Raw genomic sequence first — 17,934 nt, forward strand, 5'->3', positions numbered from 1 at the left:
CGAAACAGCCTTTTTCTTTTGCTATTTGTTGAGGAACTTGAGGCGAATTACCTCCTGTTCGGACAGAAATCTATACCTTCCACGTGGCAGGTCCTTTTTGTCCAGACCCGCATACAGGACACGGTCAAGCGCTATGACGTCATATCCGAAATGTGCAAAAATTCTTCTCACAATCCGGTTTCTGCCCAAGTGGATTTCAAGGCCTAGGATGGTCCGGTCTTTTGAAAGCACCTGCATGTCGTTGACATTGACAGGGCCATCTTCGAGGGTGAAGCCTTCTAAGATTTCCTCCTCATGCTTGTGGCTCAGCGGTTTATCCAAGGTTACTTGGTAAATCTTCTTTACCTCATTTGATGGATGCGATAGCTTATCTGCCAGTTCACCATCGTTGGTAAACAGCAACAGGCCAGTCGTATTCCGATCTAGTCTTCCTACGGGGAAGACCCTTTCTTCGCAAGCATTTTCGATCAATTGCATGACCGTTTTGCGCTCCATGGGATCATCCGTTGTGGTGATAAAATCCTTGGGTTTGTTGAGGAGAATATAGACAGGCTTTTCGGGACGGATGAGTTTTCCCCTGAAGGTCACCTTGTCGGAACGCAGCACCTTATGGCCCATTTCAGTTACTACTTCGCCGTTTACCATTACCTCGCCCTTTTTGATCAGTTCGTCCGCTTCACGTCTGGAGCAGATCCCTGAATTGGAGATATACTTGTTGAGACGGAAAACCTCATCATCTTTGCCTTTTTTGCCCTTTTGAAGATTTTCCAAATTGTACGTTGGCCGCTCTTCGGGTGCTTCAGCTGAATATGCTTTTTTGGAAGACCGTTCTGTTCGGTCTTCTATTTCCGATTTTGGAACTCTGGCATACACAGGCTTTTCATCCTTACCTCTACCTCGGTAGACAGTTTTGAAATCTCCCTCTTCCGCCTCATCCTTGTCTGCTTTGGGGAATTTTCGGGGTTTGTCTTCTTGATCTCCAGCGCCAAACTTGCTGAAGTCCGGCTTTGCCAGTTTTTCTTTGGGAAGTTCCTCATCTTCCTTGAAGAACCGCTTGATGCGTTTCTCTTCGAAACTACCTTTCCGCTCAGTTCTATCCTCTCCGCGGGACTCTTTCCATTCAGGCTTTGGCTTGTCTTCATACCGTTTTGGACGGTCGCCCTCACCAGAATCGCGGTATCTATCTCCTGACTTTCCGTAGGATTTTGGTTTGTCAAAATCCTTTTTGTCTTCCCAGGATCGCTTGCCGCTTTCGCGGTTATCAGACCTAAATGACTTCTTCTCCGGTCCTTCCTCTCTTCCTCGCCCTCTCGCCGGTCTTTCTTCATCTTTTCGGAATCGTGGCTTTTTGTCTTCCCAATCCCTTTTTCTTCCTTCCCGATCATCGGATCTGGAAAATTTCTTTTCACCCGATTCGTCTCTGCTGCGGCCTTTGTTTGGCCTTTCTTCGTCTTTGCCGAATCTAGGTTTTTTGTCTTCCCAAGTACGCTTGGAGCCTTCGCGGTCGTCAGATTTGAAAAACCGCTTTTCCCCCGAATCATCTCTTCCACGACCTCTACTTGGTCTTTCATCGCTTTTTCCAAAGCGTGGCTTTTTGTCTTCCCAATCCCGCTTTTTACCTTCTCCGCCCTCAAACTTTGAAAGCCATTTTTCCGCATTGTCTCCGCCTTTCGAGTCGGTGCGGCCTTTGCCGAATCCTGATTTTTTATCTGACCAGCTGTCTCCCTTACCCCCTGAGAATTTTGACTTTCCAAAGGAATCATCCTTGGAAAATCCCTTCTTTTTGTCGGATTTTCCTTTGCCTGAATCCTTCGAGCCAAAATCTTTTTTTGAACCGTAATTTCTATCGTCTTTTCTCATTGTAATTGCAGCATCGCTGCTGTATCTGTATTGTTTTTAATTCCCTGATTTTAAAAGGGATGCAAAGTTACCCAAAGTTTCGGATTAATATGTCAGCCCTTGAAAGTATTGGAATATGCTTCCACCGCCTTTCGTACCGAGCCATGTTCCAGCAAAAGGGAGTTGGCATGCTCAGCATCCAAACCTGTGGCCTCCATGATCATCTTGGTCCCCCTTTTTACCAGTTTCGCGTTGGACAGCTGCATGTCCACCATCTTATTTCCTTTTACCCTACCTAGCTTGATCATCGTCGTAGTAGAGATCATGTTCAGGACGAGTTTTTGGGCCGTGCCTGCTTTCATCCGCGTACTTCCCGTGACAAATTCGGGCCCAACCACTACCTCGATCGGATATTCCACGGCTGCCGCAAGCGGTGTATTGCTATTGCAGGTAATGCAACCAGTCAAGAGACCTGCTTCCCTGGCCGCCTTTACACCGCCGATGACATAGGGAGTGGTGCCTGAAGCTGCGATACCGATTACGGTGTCATTTTCATCAAAACCAAAGGCCTGGATATCCTGCCAAGCTTGGTTTGGGTCGTCTTCGGCATTTTCGACTGCCTTCCGAATCGCCTGATCACCACCCGCGATAATGCCCACCACCCAGTCGAACGGGACGCCATAGGTGGGAGGGCATTCGGATGCATCCAGGATTCCTAGCCTTCCACTTGTACCTGCGCCGATATAGAAGAGTCTGCCACCTTTTTCCATCCTTGGAACGATGTGGGAGACCAAGGTCTCGATTGCTTTTAGCTGCCCTTCGACAGCATGTGCGACTTTCTTATCTTCCTCGTTGATATGGTGCAAAAGGGTACCGACATCCATCTTTTCGAGGTTGTCGTAGAGTGAGGAACTTTCGGTAGTGCTCATAATAATTCTTGGTGGTAAAGCGTCAGCCCTTCGATGGGACTTTCGATAATCAAATTTACGTGGATGTCCACATCGTAGGAGGCATTTCTCAGGATGTCACTGTTATAAAAGGCAATGGAGCCCACGAAGTTGACTTCCTTCTTTTTATAGTCGTCATATTTCATGACATGCTTTCTGAAAAAGTCCTGAAACGATTGGTAATAAAGCATGTAGCAATAGGGGTCGTTGATATGCTCGGTAATAAAGCGGCAAAAGCTCGCCATGTAACGCCCCGGGAATGGCTTTTGGTAGACATGCTCGATGATTGTCTGGTTGTCGAGCTGGAACTTCTCGAGGACCTTTTCCCGGATTTTCTTGGGCATTTCCTCATGGATAAAATCCTGCAGAAATTTCCGTCCGATGTAGGCGCCACCTCCCTCATCGCCCAAAATATAACCTGGTGCCGGACGCTTGGCTATGATGTATTCACCGTCATAATCACAGCTGTTGGAACCAGTGCCCAAGATGCAGGCAATTCCAGCATGGTGCCCGCAGGTCGCCCTTGCAGCCGCCATCATATCATGGTCGACATTTATTTCAGCCCTTTTGAAAATCCTGCGAAGCGCATGTTCAACTTGAGAGCGGTTTTTGGGGAAAGTGCAGCCAGCACCATAGAAATAGATCGTTTCGATATCGTCTTGGGCCTTGAGCAGGAATTCATCCTGCAACTCATTGGACATTTCCTCGGCGGTCTGGTAGTTGGGGTTAAAGCCAATTCCCCTATGCTGTCCGACAACGCCTTTATCCGAAAGAATCCGCCAATCAGTTTTGCTGGCTCCGCTGTCTGCGATGAGTATCATGGTTCGATTAGGTGGCCTATTGCTTTGAATCTTTTAAAAACTTCTTCTGTGTGGGGAGCGTCTTTCAGCTCCTCGGTAAGGTCTTGCCCTGCCCAATGTTCATAATGCTTGCCGTTTTTCCAGAGTCGGGACTTGGTCACGTCGTAGATGGTCCCTTTGTAGGCGATCCAGATCTCGGGTTTGTCCTGCCCATTTCTCAGGGCCAACTGCTGCCTCGTGACGGGTTTCATTTACAAAAGCTTGATTTGGGCATTGATCCATCGATCGGGAACCTCTCCTGCTTGGGCCATCTGATAATCCTGGTAACTGCAGGGAATAATGCTGGCCCGGTCAAACTTATCGGCATCCTGTTTGGGGATTTCCATCCACCATTTCTCGCTGCGTTTGCTTTTGTAAAACACCAAAATGGAGGGTTTGGAGTCCAAAGATACGGTATATTTGACATAATCGCTCCCCTTGAATGATAGCGAATCCTTCCTATCATAGAATCCCTCGATGAAGTACCAGATCATCGTTGCGATGACGGAAGCGGTCTTATTGCGGCTATCGTCATAGTAAGGTTGATAGCCATAAATGCCCATCGAGGACAGTTTTTCATTCAAACCGGCAAACCTACAAATCTGGCAAGCTTCCTCTCCAGTCAAGCCAAACGGCTGCGCATCTGCGGCACCGGGTGCATCCGAGGATTGGATAGCGCACACGTCGAAACTCATCAAATCGGCATTGCGGACTATGGGCTCGATTTCCTTGAAATGGCCCTTGGTCTGTCCGAGCCTGACGTGTTCGAAATAAAGCTTTTCCAAAGCCCCCAATAGGTCTTTATCCACGAGAAAGCTTTGATAGGCTAAATGGCTGTAATTGAAAAGGAAATTTGGCTGATGGAGAATGATGTCTTGGGAATGTTTCTCAAAGGGCAGACCTTCTTCTTCCATATCGATCTTAGCATCGACAGTAACCAAGGATACAAGTTTCTCTATGTTTTCGTAGGCCAGGTATTGCCCCAAGTCAAGGTCATGGGATCCACCGAAGAAAATTGGAAGAATTTGCCTCTTCAGCAAGGCCTCACCCACCTCTTGAATCAAACGAATGGAATCCTCATAGCTCTCGCCACGTTTGAGATTACCTAGGTCGACGATCTTATACAATCCGTGCCCTTTCTTGAGGTGGTAGAGTTTTTCCCTGATCTCCAAGGCAGCCCGTTCCATGCTCTCCGGCTGCTTCATACCCCTAGTTTCTGTCAAACCGATCAGAGCAATCTGCACGCCCTTCAAGTCTGGGAATGTCTCTCCATAGTAGTGGATAAAGTTGAAAAATGAGTTGTGGCTGAAGGTTTGTTGAAAAAGAAAATCCGGGACAGGCTCAAAATAGGATTTGATATTCATAGAGGATAGGCAAATGCTATCCAAAAATAGTCAAAAAATCCAGAGGGAAATAAAAAAGTCCCGCAGTTGGCGGGACTCTTTTTGGGGTGGATCAACCACCGAAGTCGTCAAATCTGATGTTTTCTTTTGGAATTCCCATATCATCAAGGAGCTTCAGAACCGCCGCGTTCATCAATGGAGGACCGCAAAGGTAGTACTCGATTTCGTCTGGCTCGGGATGGTTTTTCAAGTAGTTGTCATACAATACCTGGTGGATAAAGCCCACGTAGCCGTCGCCTTCGCCGTCCAATGACTGCTTGATTTTCCAATTGTCTTCAGGAAGTGGCTCGGACAAACCGATGTAGAACTTGAAGTTCGGGAAGTCTTTTTCGATGTTCCTGAAATGAGGCACATAGAAGAGTTCTTTTTTGGATCTACCACCATACCAATAGGAGACCTTTCTGGAGGATTTCTCTGTATGGAAAAGGTGGAAGATGTGTGATCTCAATGGAGCCATGCCGGCACCACCACCGATGTAGATCATTTCTCTCTGTGTTGGGTTGATGTGGAATTCACCATAGGGACCCGAAATGGTTACTTTGTCGCCGGGTTTTCGGGAGAAAACGTAGGAAGAACAAACGCCTGGATTTACATCCATCCACTTGTTGTTTGCTCTGTCCCATGGCGGAGTAGCAATTCTGATGGTCAACATGATGATGTTTCCTTCCGCAGGGTGGTTTGCCATGGAGTAAGCCCTGAAGAGCTCCTCGTCATTTTTCATCACTAAGGACCAAAGGCCAAACTTGTCCCAATCACTCTTATAAACATCTGCAGGGTGTCCCAACTCAGGATGTGGTGTAATGTCCATATCCTTGAAGTTGACCGTGATGGCAGGAACGTCGATTTGGATATAGCCGCCGGACTCGAAATGAAGAGTCTCGCCTTCTGGGAGTTTTACCTTAAATTCCTTGATGAATGTAGAAACGTTGTAGTTGGAAACGACTTCGCATTCCCATTTCTTGATACCGAAGATTTCCTCAGGAATTCTGATCTTCATGTCCTGCTTCACTTTTACCTGGCAGGATAGTCTCACATTCCCTTGTTTTTCTGCCCGGCTCAAGTGACCTTCTTCGGTCGGAAGTACTTCACCGCCACCTTCTTCGATTACGCACTTGCACATGGCACAGGTACCCCCACCACCACATGCAGAAGGGAGGAAGATTTTTTTGTTGCCAAGCGTGCTCAGCAGGGATGATCCTGCAGAAGTGACAATTGGATTGCTTTCGTCGCCGTTGATGATGATTTTTACATCACCTGAAGCCACCAACTTGGACTGGGCAAACAACAGGATAAAAACGAGTAGCAGGATAATCACCGTAAACGCTACTATCGATGTAATAATTACTGAACCCATTTAATGATAAATTTACTTTTGATTTTCGGTACAGGTGCCCGCTTGGGCTCACAAATATATTTATTAATCCATACAAACGGCCAAAGCAAACTTGAATTTTGACAAAGGGCGTGGATGTATATAGAAAAGGATAACTTCTAATTCTTCAGAAGGTTTAGCAGTATCGTCAATCTGTTTTTCAACTGACGTCTGTCGATGATAAAATCAAGGAAACCGTGTTCCAACACAAACTCGGCACTTTGGAAGCCCTTGGGCAGGTCTTTGCCAATTGTTTCACGTATTACCCGTGGCCCCGCAAACCCGATCAACGATCCTGGTTCAGCAATGTTGAAATCGCCCAACATGGCATAGGAGGCAGTGACTCCCCCAGTCGTAGGATCTGTGAGTAAGGATATATAAGGAATACCCGCCTTATCCAACAGCGCCAACTTGGCAGAAGTCTTGGCCATCTGCATCAAGCTGAATCCTGCCTCCATCATCCGCGCACCCCCAGACTTGGAAATCATCAGGAAGGGAATATTGTACTTTAGCGAATGGTCGATCGCCCGGGCAATTTTTTCCCCAACAACAGAACCCATCGATCCTCCGATAAAGTTGAAATCCATACAGGCCACCACCAAATCGATCTTGTTCATTTTCCCAACCGCTGTTCTTACCGCATCGTTGAGTTCAGTTTTCTTGATGGTATCAGCAATTCTGCTTTTATAGGATTTGGTATCGTAAAAATTCAAGGGGTCACCAGACTTCACGTTGGCATCCAATTCCTCAAATTGATTATCGTCAAAAAGTAATTCGAAATATTCCTTGGACCCGATTTTGACATGATAGTCATCGTCTGGACATACAAAGGCGTTGTTTTTGAGTTCGCGGGTATGGATGATGTTTCCTTGTGGTGTCTTGAACCAAAGCCCATCCGGGGTATCCTTTTTTTCCTGCGTGGAGGTTTTGATTCCTTTATCAGTCCTTTTGAACCAAGCCATAGTAAGTTGTTTTTGCTGAAAGGTTTCTTTCGGGGTGTACAAATTTAGAGGTATTCTCCATTAAATAAAATCTGAGGGTAAACTTGCGGCCGAGTGCTCGAGCTGAGCCCAAAAGTCGAGTTTTGCGCTGGGCTACATCCATTATTCCTACATTTCGGGGATTCTTGAAATATTCATTTGCAAATTGGAAGATTAGCAGGAAATTCAGGTTCCAAAATATCCAATGGCATGGCATTAACTACGCTACTTATACTTGCTGGTATCATCCTGATTGGCGCTTATTTCAGCTACGGCAATCTCGTCTACAAAAGGTTTGGCCTCAACAATGCCAGAAAAGCGCCTTCGCATGAGTTTTCGGATGGGGTGGATTATGTTCCAAGCAGGCCCATCGTTGTGCTTGGCCATCACTTTGCATCTATAGCGGGCGCCGGTCCGATCGTGGGGCCAATCATTGCAGTGACGTTTGGGTGGATTCCGGCGGTAATATGGATTTTGGTCGGGGGTATATTCTTCGGCGCGGTGCATGACTTGGGCAGTATGGCGGCTTCGTTGAGAAACCAAGGGAAGTCCATCGGGGTCATTATCCAAAGAAATATCGGCTACCGGGGAAAGCAGTTGTTTATTCTTTTTAGCTTTTCCACGCTAATACTGGTGATCGGTGTCTTCACAGACATTATCGCCAAGACTTTTGTGACCAACGCGGGCGTGGCATCTGCCTCGATATTATTCATGTTTTTGGCAATCGCATTTGGCTTTGTAAGCAAGATTACCGGCAGCAACAAAACAGCCTTTGTGATCAATTCCGTTGTTGGAGTTGTACTGATGTACTATTTCGTTTACCTCGGTATGCAACTTCCTTTCGCCTTGGATTACCAAGTTTGGGTGTACCTGTTGTTGGGCTATGCGTTTTTTGCATCCGTGACGCCGGTTTCGTTTTTGCTTCAGCCCAGGGACTACCTCAACAGCTTCCTATTGTATGGTCTGATCATTTTTGCGGTAGTCGGTATTTTCATTTCCAACCCAGAAATCAAAATGGAAACCACTGTCCATATCAGTGCTGAGAATTTGGGATACCTGTTTCCGGTATTGTTCGTGACCATCGCCTGTGGTGCGATATCCGGATTTCATTCCCTGGTGGCCTCAGGTACAACTTCGAAGCAATTGGACAAGGAGGGCGATGCAAAAATTGTGGGATTTGGGGGAATGCTTATAGAATCTTTCTTGGCCATCATTTCAGTCGGCGCAGTGGTTATTTTGACAAGGTCTGAATATGTGAGCAGGTTATCGGTCGAGGGGCCCGTGGCGTTATTTTCCACAGGCTTGGGCAATATGATTGCCTCAACCGGTATTTCGGAACAATTCGCCGTTGGCTTTGTCGCACTGACGGTTTCCGCTTTTGCGCTGACGACTTTGGATACCTGCACGCGTTTGGCAAGGTTTACTTTGCAGGAATATTTTGAGGATGTAAAGAGCCCCGTTGGGATCAAGATTTCCCAAAATAGGTATGTATCTACCACGGTGGTTGTCATTCTTTCGATCTTGCTTTTGGCTTCCGGAAGCTTTGCGACCTTATGGCCCATATTTGGATCGGCGAATCAGTTGTTGGCGGCCTTGGCCTTGCTGGCGATCGCGGTTTGGTTGAGCAAACAAAATATCAAAAACACCTTCGTGACGATCCCCATGTTCTTCATGTTTGCCGTTACATTGAGTTCGCTGGGACTTTTTGCTTGGAAAAACTTTCAGCAGGAGGTGTATGTACTCTCTATAATTGCGGCGCTGCTTTTTGCACTTTCGATTGCATTGATTGTATTGGCGTCAAAGAGCTTGAAAAAGGAAATCGAAAGCCCAGTAAGGGTTTGAAAAAAGCTCAACATGTAGTCAAGCTTTTTTAAATTCAAGGAACATATATTTCTGTTTGTGGATTGAAGGTCCTCCAGCTGTGCCAAAATTCTTGGTAGGCGTAGATGGGATAAAGGACCTGCTCGCCAGTATGGATGCTGGCGCCTCGAAAGTCAAGCGTGTCCTTTCCGACCGACAGGAAGTCTCCCGGTAGTCTTTCAATGGATTGAGTCACATCGGTTCTTAGGAAAGCCTTGAAGCTTTGTTGGTCTTCAGATAGGATTAACGCCACGGGTTGTCCAGCGACTACATCGAGAATGGTTCCGATAGACTTCAGGTCATTCCAGTCATAGGCTTTGGATTTTTCCCGTACCCTGATGCCTACCACCCAAGACTTTTCTTTCCAAGATAGACTATCTGTTCCCGTGAGTTTGCTTTTGCTTTTTCCAAACTCATACTTGCCAAGACTGTCATATTTCGATAGAAAACTTGGGTCGGCATCCATCACTTTCCCTTGCGGAAAAAGCTCAAAGAACTTCCCCAAAGTAAGTTGATAGGAGTCTAGCTCTGGCAATTGGGAACCCTTGGATGGGCCTGCAATTGCTTCCCCATTGGCTTGCTGCCACCAAGAACCCGTACGACTGTCTTCAAACATTGCGTTGAAATGGTCCATTCCGACTAGTCTAAAGGTTTCCGGATGTCCATCGACAGTCGGGTCAAAAACCCGTCCTGTCCGACAAACACTGCAGTAGGTGACCATGATCTCCTTCCCTGCAATCTGGTCCCGCACTTGATGGTGATAAGCAATAAAGCGGATGGGATATGCCTTCGCTTCTCCCCCATGGGCGACTGCAATCACCAAGCTGCTGTCGGAGAGGGATTTTGAGTTTAGGGAAAGGAAATTGAGTTGGCTGGGTTCCAGAAACATCCTCTCCGCTGTCATGCGGAAGTTGAACAGGTACACAACCCCAAGGACGACCAAAGACAAAATCAAAGAAGGCCATTTGGAAGAAGAAAACGCCGGCTTTGCACCAAGCAGGATGAATCCAAGGAAAACGATTCGTCCCACCCATCGGTACGAATGGAGAAAGTAGGCCAATGCCAAGGAATCCCAATGTTGACTCCCCGGCATTGGCATGATGAGGTACACTCTTGCTATCTCCAGCAAAGCCAGTCCAATCAATCCTATGAAGAAATATTTTGCCACTTACTGTGCGCCGTCGGCTTTAGCCCTGTTTACTGCATAGCTACCTACATTTCTGCCTTGCGTGGTTCCCACTTCCGCGTCAAATCGGTAGTGGATCCCGCCATAAAGCCTTGAAACAGCCGCTTCTTCCGCCCAAGCCCTAAACTGTGCTGCCTCACTTGGGAAGAAGTAGGCAAGTACTTCCGCTCCAGCTGCCGAGAATGTGCTGTGTCCAGAAGTGTAGGCCGGGAAATTAGGTGTTCCCAGAATCGTCTTGAATCCTGGAATAGTCTCAATTGGTCGTGGATAATGGTAATAGTACTTGGTATCCCAACAGGCAACGCCCGCATCCATGATGGCGGTGTTCATATAGGCGAAAACCCTTGCCGAACGTAGGGGATTCAGCTTATGTCGCACGATAGCCTCTTTTGCAAACTTGTTCCAATGCCCCGGCGGTGTGTAGGAGCCCAAGCCATCCTCCCACCAATTGGCAATCTTCCGCTGTTGGATGGTCATGTGGGAAGCGAATTTCTTGAGTTCCTCGGCGTCCCGGTTGAAATCGGCGGAACCCGGTGCTGGTGGAGGCCCTGGCCTTACTTCCTCCACAGTTGGCACATTCCACATTTTGACTTTTCCAAACAGGGGCGTCAATCCGACCGGCCTTTGGGGAGTTTCCATGTTTTGCCATTTCCATCCAAAGCGCTCAAATGCAGCGTTTGCAATGGAATCAGAAACGGGTTTTGGCGTTTGGGCTTTTGCCATGCCATCAGTTGACGCACGCTGTTTAGCCAATTTGACTACTTCCGTGGCAATTGTAACCCCAGCCGCGATATCACTTTGGACGTTGATGCCGGCGTGCATCAAACTGGCGATGTGTTCCTGGTATTTCCTTTCCAGGTAAATGGTCTCCAAGGGAAACATGGCAACCAAGATCTCTTTTGAAACCAAGGCGAGTGTTGCACCATCCGATGGATAGGAGGGAAGCTGACTTTTTGCATAAGCTGGTTCTATAGCCGTATCCACCTGGTAAGGTGTCGGCCGGTTGAACTCATATTTGTAATGCCAAGCAACCACCAATGCATCAAACTGCGCCACACTCAAGTAAGCGAGCACCCTGCTGGTATAAGGGGGGTGGGCAAACGGAAATGCAGGAGGTCCCTGGGGATTTGCTGGATTGGGGAGTGTGTAGGTGCCATCCGCATTTGGTCCAGGAATCAGGTTGTACTTTGCTGCCAGTTCCAGGGCGATTTCGTTCCACCTAAGGACCGGATTGTTGGTCCAATACTTCACCGCTGCCTGCTCATCGGGCGTTAGGCTAGACATTTTTTGCTTCATCTCCGATAGTTCGGCTTGGTATTGCGCCGAACTGGTCGCGTTTGGCGCTGGTACCGTTATTTGTGTCGGTGAAGTCACAAGGATTGTTTTCCAAGTTCCACCGTTTGGATCCAAATTGGAGAAATCATAACCCTCAAATTCATAGTAATTCGGGGTTTCTTCGATACAGGAGCTTGCGATCAAGACCAGTAAAAACAGCTTTATATAATTGTTGTAGATTTTTTTCATGGCAATGGGAATCAATAGACTTTGAATTGGTAAGTGAGGCCGAGACCGATCGTGGTGGCTTTGCCGACATTTCTTCCACTGACAGTTTGGTTGAAATAGGCCAATGCTCCAAGTCCCCGGTCCGCTTTGACAAAATATTGTACCCAAGCACCGACCTGACCGAAATCCATCTTGTTGGTCGGCTGCGGCCGATTGTAGGCACGGATGTCATCACCTGTCAGGCAGTTGAAATTCTGATAGGTTGCCTCGACCCTCAGTCTGTTGTCAAAGGCCCAGTAGCCGATCGCTCCGTGAAAATTGAGCACGTTGGGCACATTCATAAACGCGGAGTAGACGCTGCCATTTTCATAGTAATAATCCCGCTCGATTTCTGTCTGTCCCCGCCAGATGTAGGCGAGCGCCGCGCGGAATACCAAACCGTTGTCCATTTTGTATCCTCCGATTCCACGCAAACCAAGCTCGGGGGCACCGACACCGATGCTGAAAGGCATATAATCCGAGAGGTAATTACCTATTGGCGTGGAAAAATGGGCATTGGTGAGGAACAGCAACCTACCAGGACCAACTTGCTTTTGGAGCCAGTCAACCTTGGCCGAAATGCTCAAATCCTGTAGTCCGGACTGACCTGCCTGTGTGCCACCAGAGGCCTTTGTGTGGACGAAGGGTAGGCTTGCGATGATGTTTACCTTCTTTGATACGCCCATGGCGATCATGGGCATTCCCATCTGTCGGGTAAAAGTACCGATATTGGCGTTTTGGCGGAGATACGTCCCTTCCCAGTACTGGTCCCAAGAGGAATGTTCATATATCAAAGCCGCGCAAATTTCTCCTTTCCCCATCATGACCTCGTCCCATGGAGTTTGGGCAAAGGAATGCAGGGATAAACTTATCCATACTGCCAAGAGGGCAGCAAGGCGAAATATTTTTTCCATTGTAATTAAGTTGGGTTGAATGAGTAATACCTAAATCCCAAGGCCGAGGCGTGGGAAGGCTACATAACGTCTCGAGAATCCAAATCGCGAATGGAGATTGAATCCTTCGACAGCAAAGACTGTGTCCTGGTAGATCCAGCAAACACTGTTGATAACAGCCAACAGGAACCTAATCAGAATTGATTCGGAAATGAAATGAAGCCCCAAAAAAAGATCAACCCAACTCTGGGGGTGGTGTATGGATGTTGATGGTCAATTGATCAAAAGGTAAAAAAATAAACCCTATGTAATGCTTTTGGACCGGAATGAAAGACCTGAATTGAAAGTCATTGACCGGTTGGGTGTAGTCTTTCACAAAGATTTTGGAGAGCAGCGTGTTGTTAGCACCATCTGGCAAATCATCATGGACCAAGGATGTGACCCATAACTTGATAGTCTCGTTCATGGTCCGTTTTGCGGTATCAGGGACATAGACCACCTGAAGTGTATCATTGACGTAGCGTTGTTTGATGATACGGAAAAACTGCCCATCTTTTTCGAAACTCGTATTGGCTACCCGAAATTCCTCCTCTGAGACCATGTAAGGAATGGAAAGCGGTATCTCCATCATTTTCTCTTCCAAGGCGGCTGAGCTGTCACTGTAAATTTTGTCAACCCAGTGTTTTTCAACCTGAAGGCGAAAAGAAAAATACGCCACATAGTACCCAAAATGGTACAATGCAAAGCAGCAAAGCAGCAATATGGCGATTGGTTTCCTCAAAGTTCGGTTGACACTTTTTCGAAATGTAAAGAAAATCAACTGCTAAGTCAAAGTGTTAGAAAATTTCTTTCGAAACCGGATAGTTTTTGGAGGGATTAGAGCAGTAGGCTACAGGTTTTCCACAGGATAAAAAACGCCAAACCAATCCCGCCATAGATTCTAATCACGATCAAGCGGTTGCAGCGATCTAAAAACCACAGCACCCAAACCGGCCTAATTAGCCCGAGCAGCATTAAGGCACCGGAGAGTAAAAACATTCCCTGGAATAAGGCTACTAGCGCATGTAACATGCCGATGAAATTTTAAAAGAAAGGCTATCCAGCAAACTGCTGATGTATCGAAAGCTCATAGTTTGAGATAGATGTTGAAAAGATCCCTGAGAGAAGGTCAACAGGTTGGCCTTAACGAAACTCCTGGGGAATCTCGATTATTTTTGCGTCAATTGCCTGACTTGCTCGTGCCGGAAGCATCCGACCAAATGGTCATTGACCAAGCCGGTGGCCTGCATGTGGGCATACATCACTGTGCTACCGAGGAATTTGAATCCTTTTTGCTTGAGATCCTTTGCAAGGCGATCGGAAATTGGCGTAGTGGCAGGCACTTCTGATAATTCACTCCACGAGTTCTGAATCGGCTGTCCTCCCACAAAATCCCAAATGTAGTTGACAAAACTCCCATGTTTGGCCTGTACATCCATAAACAAGCGCGCATTGTGGATGGCAGAGCGGATCTTTGCGCCGTTTCTAATGATGGCTGGATTCTGTAGCAGTTCGAGTACGTAGCCTTCGGGAAAATCAGCTACAATCTTATAGTCAAAGTTGGCAAAGGCATCACGGTAACCCTCTCTTTTCTTCAATATCGTCGACCAACTCAGGCCCGCCTGCGCGCTTTCCAAAACCAAAAACTCAAACTGCTTTCCATCCTCCCATACGGGAACTCCCCACTCTTCGTCATGGTATTGGACATATGCTTCAAAACCTCGGCACCAAGGGCAGCGGAAAGCATCGTGTGTATGCATCATGATTTTTGGATTGTTTTTTGGGATTTGGAGAATTTAAGCGGCCAGATTATTCGAACGCCTGCAACAATGTCCTAAAGGAAACCACCCTGTCCTGAAACTTGATTTGGACATCCTGCTGTAGCTTTTTGGAGTGTACTTGCATGTATTCATTGAGCTTGTCCATGTTTTCAGCAAAATACTGCACCGAGTAGTTGATGCTACCGTCCTCAGAATCGTGGAGGATGCGATAGAGTTTGTTTTCCAAAAACATACCCGTCGCCAACACGTCGGGAATGTGTGTTTCCCGCATCCAATTCAGCCATTCTGTTTCGGCGTCCTTGTCGACATTGACCGTCACGTTGTATAAAATCATATTCTGTCTATTTATCTGTACTTTTGGACTTCGATTGCCAACAAATATACGACCGGCTTGTTTAACAACCTGAATTATTCCAATCCTTGTAAAGCGTAAATGAATACATCAATTGTAGAAAAGAAACAGCAGGAAAACCAAAAACCAGCCAAAAAAGGGCGAGGTATCAGTTCTACAACTTGGTTTAAGATACTCATCTCACTTTTTTATTTGGTTGGGATCGTTGGGATGGCTATTCCTGAAATTCGGCCTTTTTTCCAGCAGTTGACGCCCTTTCACCTGTTATTGAGTTTGGGCGTGTTGTTTTGGTTTCACAAGGAGTGGAATGTGCCTTTTGGTATTTTCTGCCTTTCGGCTGCTCTTATCGGTTATGGTTCGGAGGTTTCTGGCGTCCACACGGGATTTCCATTTGGCAACTATTGGTACGGGCCTGTTCTCGGTGTGCAGGTATTTGAAGTGCCACTGATGATCGGGGTGAACTGGCTGCTTTTGAGCTATATGGCAGGTCATTTTTTTCATACAAAAATTCAAAATGACATCCTCGCTGCTTTGGCGGCGGCGGCACTGATGGTTGGGATTGACTTCATCATCGAGCCCGTGGCAATTTCCTTGGACTTTTGGTCTTGGGAGGGGAACATCGTTCCGGTACAAAATTACCTGGGATGGCTTGGGGTTGCTTTTATCATCCAAATCATCTACCGGAAAACAAGCTTTTCAAAACCAAATGCGGTTTCGGACTTCCTCCTGTTGAATCTGATCCTGTTTTTTGCGATTTTAAATTTGGTTTTGTGATTGAAAATAAAATATTTCAAACAATCTTAATTTGAACGAGTTACGTCAATGAATATGATAACTGCTGTATTGTTCACCGCGCTTGGTTTTGTTGCAATGGAAATCTCCGGGTGGTTCATACACAAATACCTGATGCATGGCCCGCTTTGGAGTATCCATAAGACACATCATCAGCCTTCCAAGGGACCGTTCGAGCTCAATGACCTCTTTTCCCTATTGTTCGGGAGCGTGGCCATTGTGTTGATTGTCCTCGGCGTGGGAAGCTTGGATTACAGGTTTTGGATGGGGGTTGGCATAAGCTTGTACGGTCTCTTGTACTTTTTGATCCACGATGTCATGGTACATCGCCGGGCCAAATGGTTCTCCAGGCCACAAAACAACTTTCTATTGGGCATATTCAGGGCACACCAAGCCCACCATGCGACCAATCAAAAAGACGACGCAGTATCCTTTGGATTGTTCTTTGTTCCTAAAAAGTATTTTAAAAATACACCCAAATGAGTACCTATTCCATCAAAGACCTCGAACAATTGTCAGGTATCAAAGCCCATACGCTGCGTATTTGGGAGCAGCGGTATGATTTGCTACAGCCGAAAAGGACTGATACTAATATCCGTTACTACGATGACGACGATTTGAAGCTAATCCTGAATGTCGCCCTGCTGAACGACAACGGCTTCAAAATCAGTAAAATCAGCAAAATGTCCCCTAGCGAAATGCGCGATGAGGTCATTCGGCTGACCGACCGCAACCTCACCCATGATGACCAAATCCACGCGTTGACGATCTGTATGGTCGAAATGGACGAGGAAAGATTGGAAAAGGTACTTTCGACCAATATCCTCAAATTCGGATTCGAGCAGACCATGCTCAACATCATCTATCCATTTCTGTCCAAAATCGGTGTCCTTTGGCAAACAGGGGCTATCAATCCAGGACAGGAGCATTTTATCAGCAACCTCATCCGTCAGAAGCTGATCGTGGCGATAGATGGTCAGGTGACCAAGTACACCGGTAAGAAGTTTCTGTTGTACTTGCCGGAGGGCGAAATGCACGAGATTTCACTGCTGTTTGCAGCATACATCATCAAAGCCAAGGGACATCAAGTGCTATACCTTGGACAAAATACGCCAAGGGAAGACCTAAAGGCAGTTTACCGTTTGCATAAACCCCAATATTTAGTGACCGTCATTACCACTTCTCCTTCGCAGGACCATGTGCAGGATTACTTGAATGAGTTGGCACAAAACTTCCAGGATTCAGAGATCGTCGTATCGGGTTACCAGATTGTGGGCCAGGATTTGAAATTCCCGAAAAACGTGAAACCGCTCCATTACATCCGCCAACTCAGGGATTTTGTGGAAGAGATCAATGAAGTGATGGTTGAGAAATAATCAACGTTTTTAACAAAATCTTAAACAAGGTGAGGCATACCGCTCTCACCTTTTTTTGTGCAAAAATGTGGCCTATTTTGCCTTTTCTCACAGAATTGGTGATGTGGTCGCGTCAGTTTGAATCATTTTGTTTAATCTTTTTGAAAAATATTTCCACAAAGCGCTTGCATTTTGTTTAACGATTGCTACCTTTGATTAAACAAAAATGCTAAACGCCATGACGACTCTAGAATTCAGTTATTCCCTCAACAAGTTGTCCAGTTCCCTCAAGCCATTTGCGTTGAAGCTCACCCGGGACATGGACGATGCAAATGATCTATTGCAGGACACGATGGTAAAAGCCTTCACGAACAAGGATAAATTCACTGAAGGAACCAACCTGAAAGCATGGCTTTACACCATCATGAAAAATACCTTCATCACCAACTATCAAAGGATGGTACGTAGGGGTACTTTCGTGGATACCACAGATAATCTTCACTATATCAACTCTGGAGATATCCTTGTTGAGAATGGTGCGTTTGGCGATTTTGCTATTGACGATATCAACAACGCGATCGAGAAGCTCGAGGAAGTATACAAGGTGCCTTTTATGATGCATTTTAGAGGATTCAAATACCACGAGATCGCCGAAAAACTAAATATTCCGATTGGAACTGTGAAGAATCGTATCCATATTGCCAGAAAGCTCCTGAAGGGCGATTTGTATATGTATCAACATAGAAACTGATCA

At 46.5% G+C, this 17,934-nt stretch carries 19 protein-coding genes; 5 read left to right on the plus strand and 14 right to left on the minus strand.

Annotated features, from left to right (window positions below):
* Positions 1-21: 21 nt before the first annotated feature.
* The 7 genes from L0U89_RS20575 to accD all read right to left on the minus strand — a co-directional run bounded on the left by L0U89_RS20575 (position 22) and on the right by accD (position 7,362).
* On the minus strand, positions 22-1,860 hold the full coding sequence (locus L0U89_RS20575) for a pseudouridine synthase (RefSeq protein ID WP_369413231.1): 1,839 nt from the start codon (positions 1,858-1,860) through the stop codon (positions 22-24).
* A gap of 92 nt (positions 1,861-1,952) precedes the next feature.
* Complete coding sequence (murQ, locus tag L0U89_RS01005) at positions 1,953-2,768, minus strand: N-acetylmuramic acid 6-phosphate etherase (RefSeq protein WP_234859814.1); 816 nt, start codon at positions 2,766-2,768, stop codon at positions 1,953-1,955.
* Positions 2,765-3,607 carry an N-acetylglucosamine kinase gene (locus L0U89_RS01010; RefSeq protein ID WP_234859815.1) on the minus strand — a complete coding sequence of 281 codons (843 nt, stop codon included), beginning with the start codon at positions 3,605-3,607 and terminating at the stop codon, positions 2,765-2,767. Before L0U89_RS01010 ends, murQ begins: the two co-directional genes overlap by 4 nt.
* Complete coding sequence (locus L0U89_RS01015) at positions 3,604-3,837, minus strand: cytochrome b5 domain-containing protein (protein ID WP_008624574.1); 234 nt, start codon at positions 3,835-3,837, stop codon at positions 3,604-3,606. The genes L0U89_RS01010 and L0U89_RS01015 overlap by 4 nt, the downstream gene beginning before the upstream one ends.
* Positions 3,838-4,989, minus strand: a complete 1,152-nt coding sequence (locus L0U89_RS01020) for a formimidoylglutamase (protein ID WP_234859816.1) — start codon at positions 4,987-4,989, stop codon at positions 3,838-3,840.
* Positions 4,990-5,080: 91 nt separating this feature from the next.
* Positions 5,081-6,382 (minus strand): NADH:ubiquinone reductase (Na(+)-transporting) subunit F, encoded by a 1,302-nt coding sequence (nqrF, locus tag L0U89_RS01025; RefSeq protein ID WP_008624570.1) that lies wholly within the window; start codon positions 6,380-6,382, stop codon positions 5,081-5,083.
* Between the two features lie 137 nt (positions 6,383-6,519).
* Positions 6,520-7,362: an acetyl-CoA carboxylase, carboxyltransferase subunit beta gene (gene accD / locus L0U89_RS01030; protein ID WP_234859817.1), complete on the minus strand. Its 843-nt coding sequence runs from the start codon at positions 7,360-7,362 to the stop codon at positions 6,520-6,522.
* A 228-nt stretch (positions 7,363-7,590) separates the two neighbouring features.
* On the opposite strand from accD, the gene L0U89_RS01035 reads away from it, so the two are divergent.
* The gene (locus tag L0U89_RS01035) at positions 7,591-9,222 is read left to right on the plus strand and encodes a carbon starvation CstA family protein (protein WP_234859818.1); all 1,632 of its coding nucleotides are present in this window, start codon (positions 7,591-7,593) and stop codon (positions 9,220-9,222) included.
* A gap of 34 nt (positions 9,223-9,256) precedes the next feature.
* Here the strand turns inward: L0U89_RS01035 and L0U89_RS01040 are convergent, their stop codons facing one another.
* The 7 genes from L0U89_RS01040 to L0U89_RS01070 form a co-directional block, all read right to left on the minus strand.
* Positions 9,257-10,384 (minus strand): DUF3179 domain-containing (seleno)protein, encoded by a 1,128-nt coding sequence (locus L0U89_RS01040; RefSeq protein WP_234859819.1) that lies wholly within the window; start codon positions 10,382-10,384, stop codon positions 9,257-9,259.
* A 24-nt stretch (positions 10,385-10,408) separates the two neighbouring features.
* On the minus strand, positions 10,409-11,950 hold the full coding sequence (locus L0U89_RS01045) for a vanadium-dependent haloperoxidase (protein ID WP_234859820.1): 1,542 nt from the start codon (positions 11,948-11,950) through the stop codon (positions 10,409-10,411).
* Positions 11,951-11,961: 11 nt separating this feature from the next.
* Positions 11,962-12,882 carry a transporter family protein gene (locus L0U89_RS01050; protein WP_234859821.1) on the minus strand — a complete coding sequence of 307 codons (921 nt, stop codon included), beginning with the start codon at positions 12,880-12,882 and terminating at the stop codon, positions 11,962-11,964.
* Positions 12,883-13,096: 214 nt separating this feature from the next.
* A complete protein-coding gene (locus L0U89_RS01055) occupies positions 13,097-13,642 on the minus strand; it encodes a hypothetical protein (protein WP_234859822.1) in 546 nt (181 codons plus the stop codon).
* Between the two features lie 95 nt (positions 13,643-13,737).
* On the minus strand, positions 13,738-13,932 hold the full coding sequence (locus tag L0U89_RS01060; RefSeq protein WP_234859823.1) for a hypothetical protein: 195 nt from the start codon (positions 13,930-13,932) through the stop codon (positions 13,738-13,740).
* 137 nt (positions 13,933-14,069) lie between these two features.
* Complete coding sequence (locus tag L0U89_RS01065; RefSeq protein WP_234860112.1) at positions 14,070-14,660, minus strand: DNA-3-methyladenine glycosylase I; 591 nt, start codon at positions 14,658-14,660, stop codon at positions 14,070-14,072.
* A 49-nt stretch (positions 14,661-14,709) separates the two neighbouring features.
* Positions 14,710-15,015, minus strand: coding sequence for a DUF4286 family protein (locus L0U89_RS01070; RefSeq protein ID WP_234859824.1), 306 nt, complete (start codon positions 15,013-15,015; stop codon positions 14,710-14,712).
* Between the two features lie 99 nt (positions 15,016-15,114).
* Between L0U89_RS01070 and L0U89_RS01075 the strand changes: the two genes are divergently transcribed.
* The 4 genes from L0U89_RS01075 to L0U89_RS01090 all read left to right on the plus strand — a co-directional run bounded on the left by L0U89_RS01075 (position 15,115) and on the right by L0U89_RS01090 (position 17,931).
* Entirely contained in the window at positions 15,115-15,807 is a 693-nt protein-coding gene (locus L0U89_RS01075; protein ID WP_234859825.1) for a carotenoid biosynthesis protein, read from the plus strand.
* Between the two features lie 54 nt (positions 15,808-15,861).
* Complete coding sequence (locus L0U89_RS01080) at positions 15,862-16,308, plus strand: sterol desaturase family protein (protein WP_234860113.1); 447 nt, start codon at positions 15,862-15,864, stop codon at positions 16,306-16,308.
* Positions 16,305-17,201, plus strand: a complete 897-nt coding sequence (locus tag L0U89_RS01085) for a MerR family transcriptional regulator (RefSeq protein WP_234859826.1) — start codon at positions 16,305-16,307, stop codon at positions 17,199-17,201. Before L0U89_RS01080 ends, L0U89_RS01085 begins: the two co-directional genes overlap by 4 nt.
* Before the next feature lie 217 nt (positions 17,202-17,418).
* Positions 17,419-17,931, plus strand: a complete 513-nt coding sequence (locus L0U89_RS01090; RefSeq protein ID WP_008624543.1) for an RNA polymerase sigma factor — start codon at positions 17,419-17,421, stop codon at positions 17,929-17,931.
* The last annotated feature ends 3 nt before the right edge of the window (positions 17,932-17,934 follow it).

It is taken from the genome of Mariniradius sediminis, from assembly GCF_021491425.1.
In the GTDB taxonomy this organism is placed as follows: Bacteria; Bacteroidota; Bacteroidia; order Cytophagales; family Cyclobacteriaceae; genus Mariniradius; species Mariniradius saccharolyticus.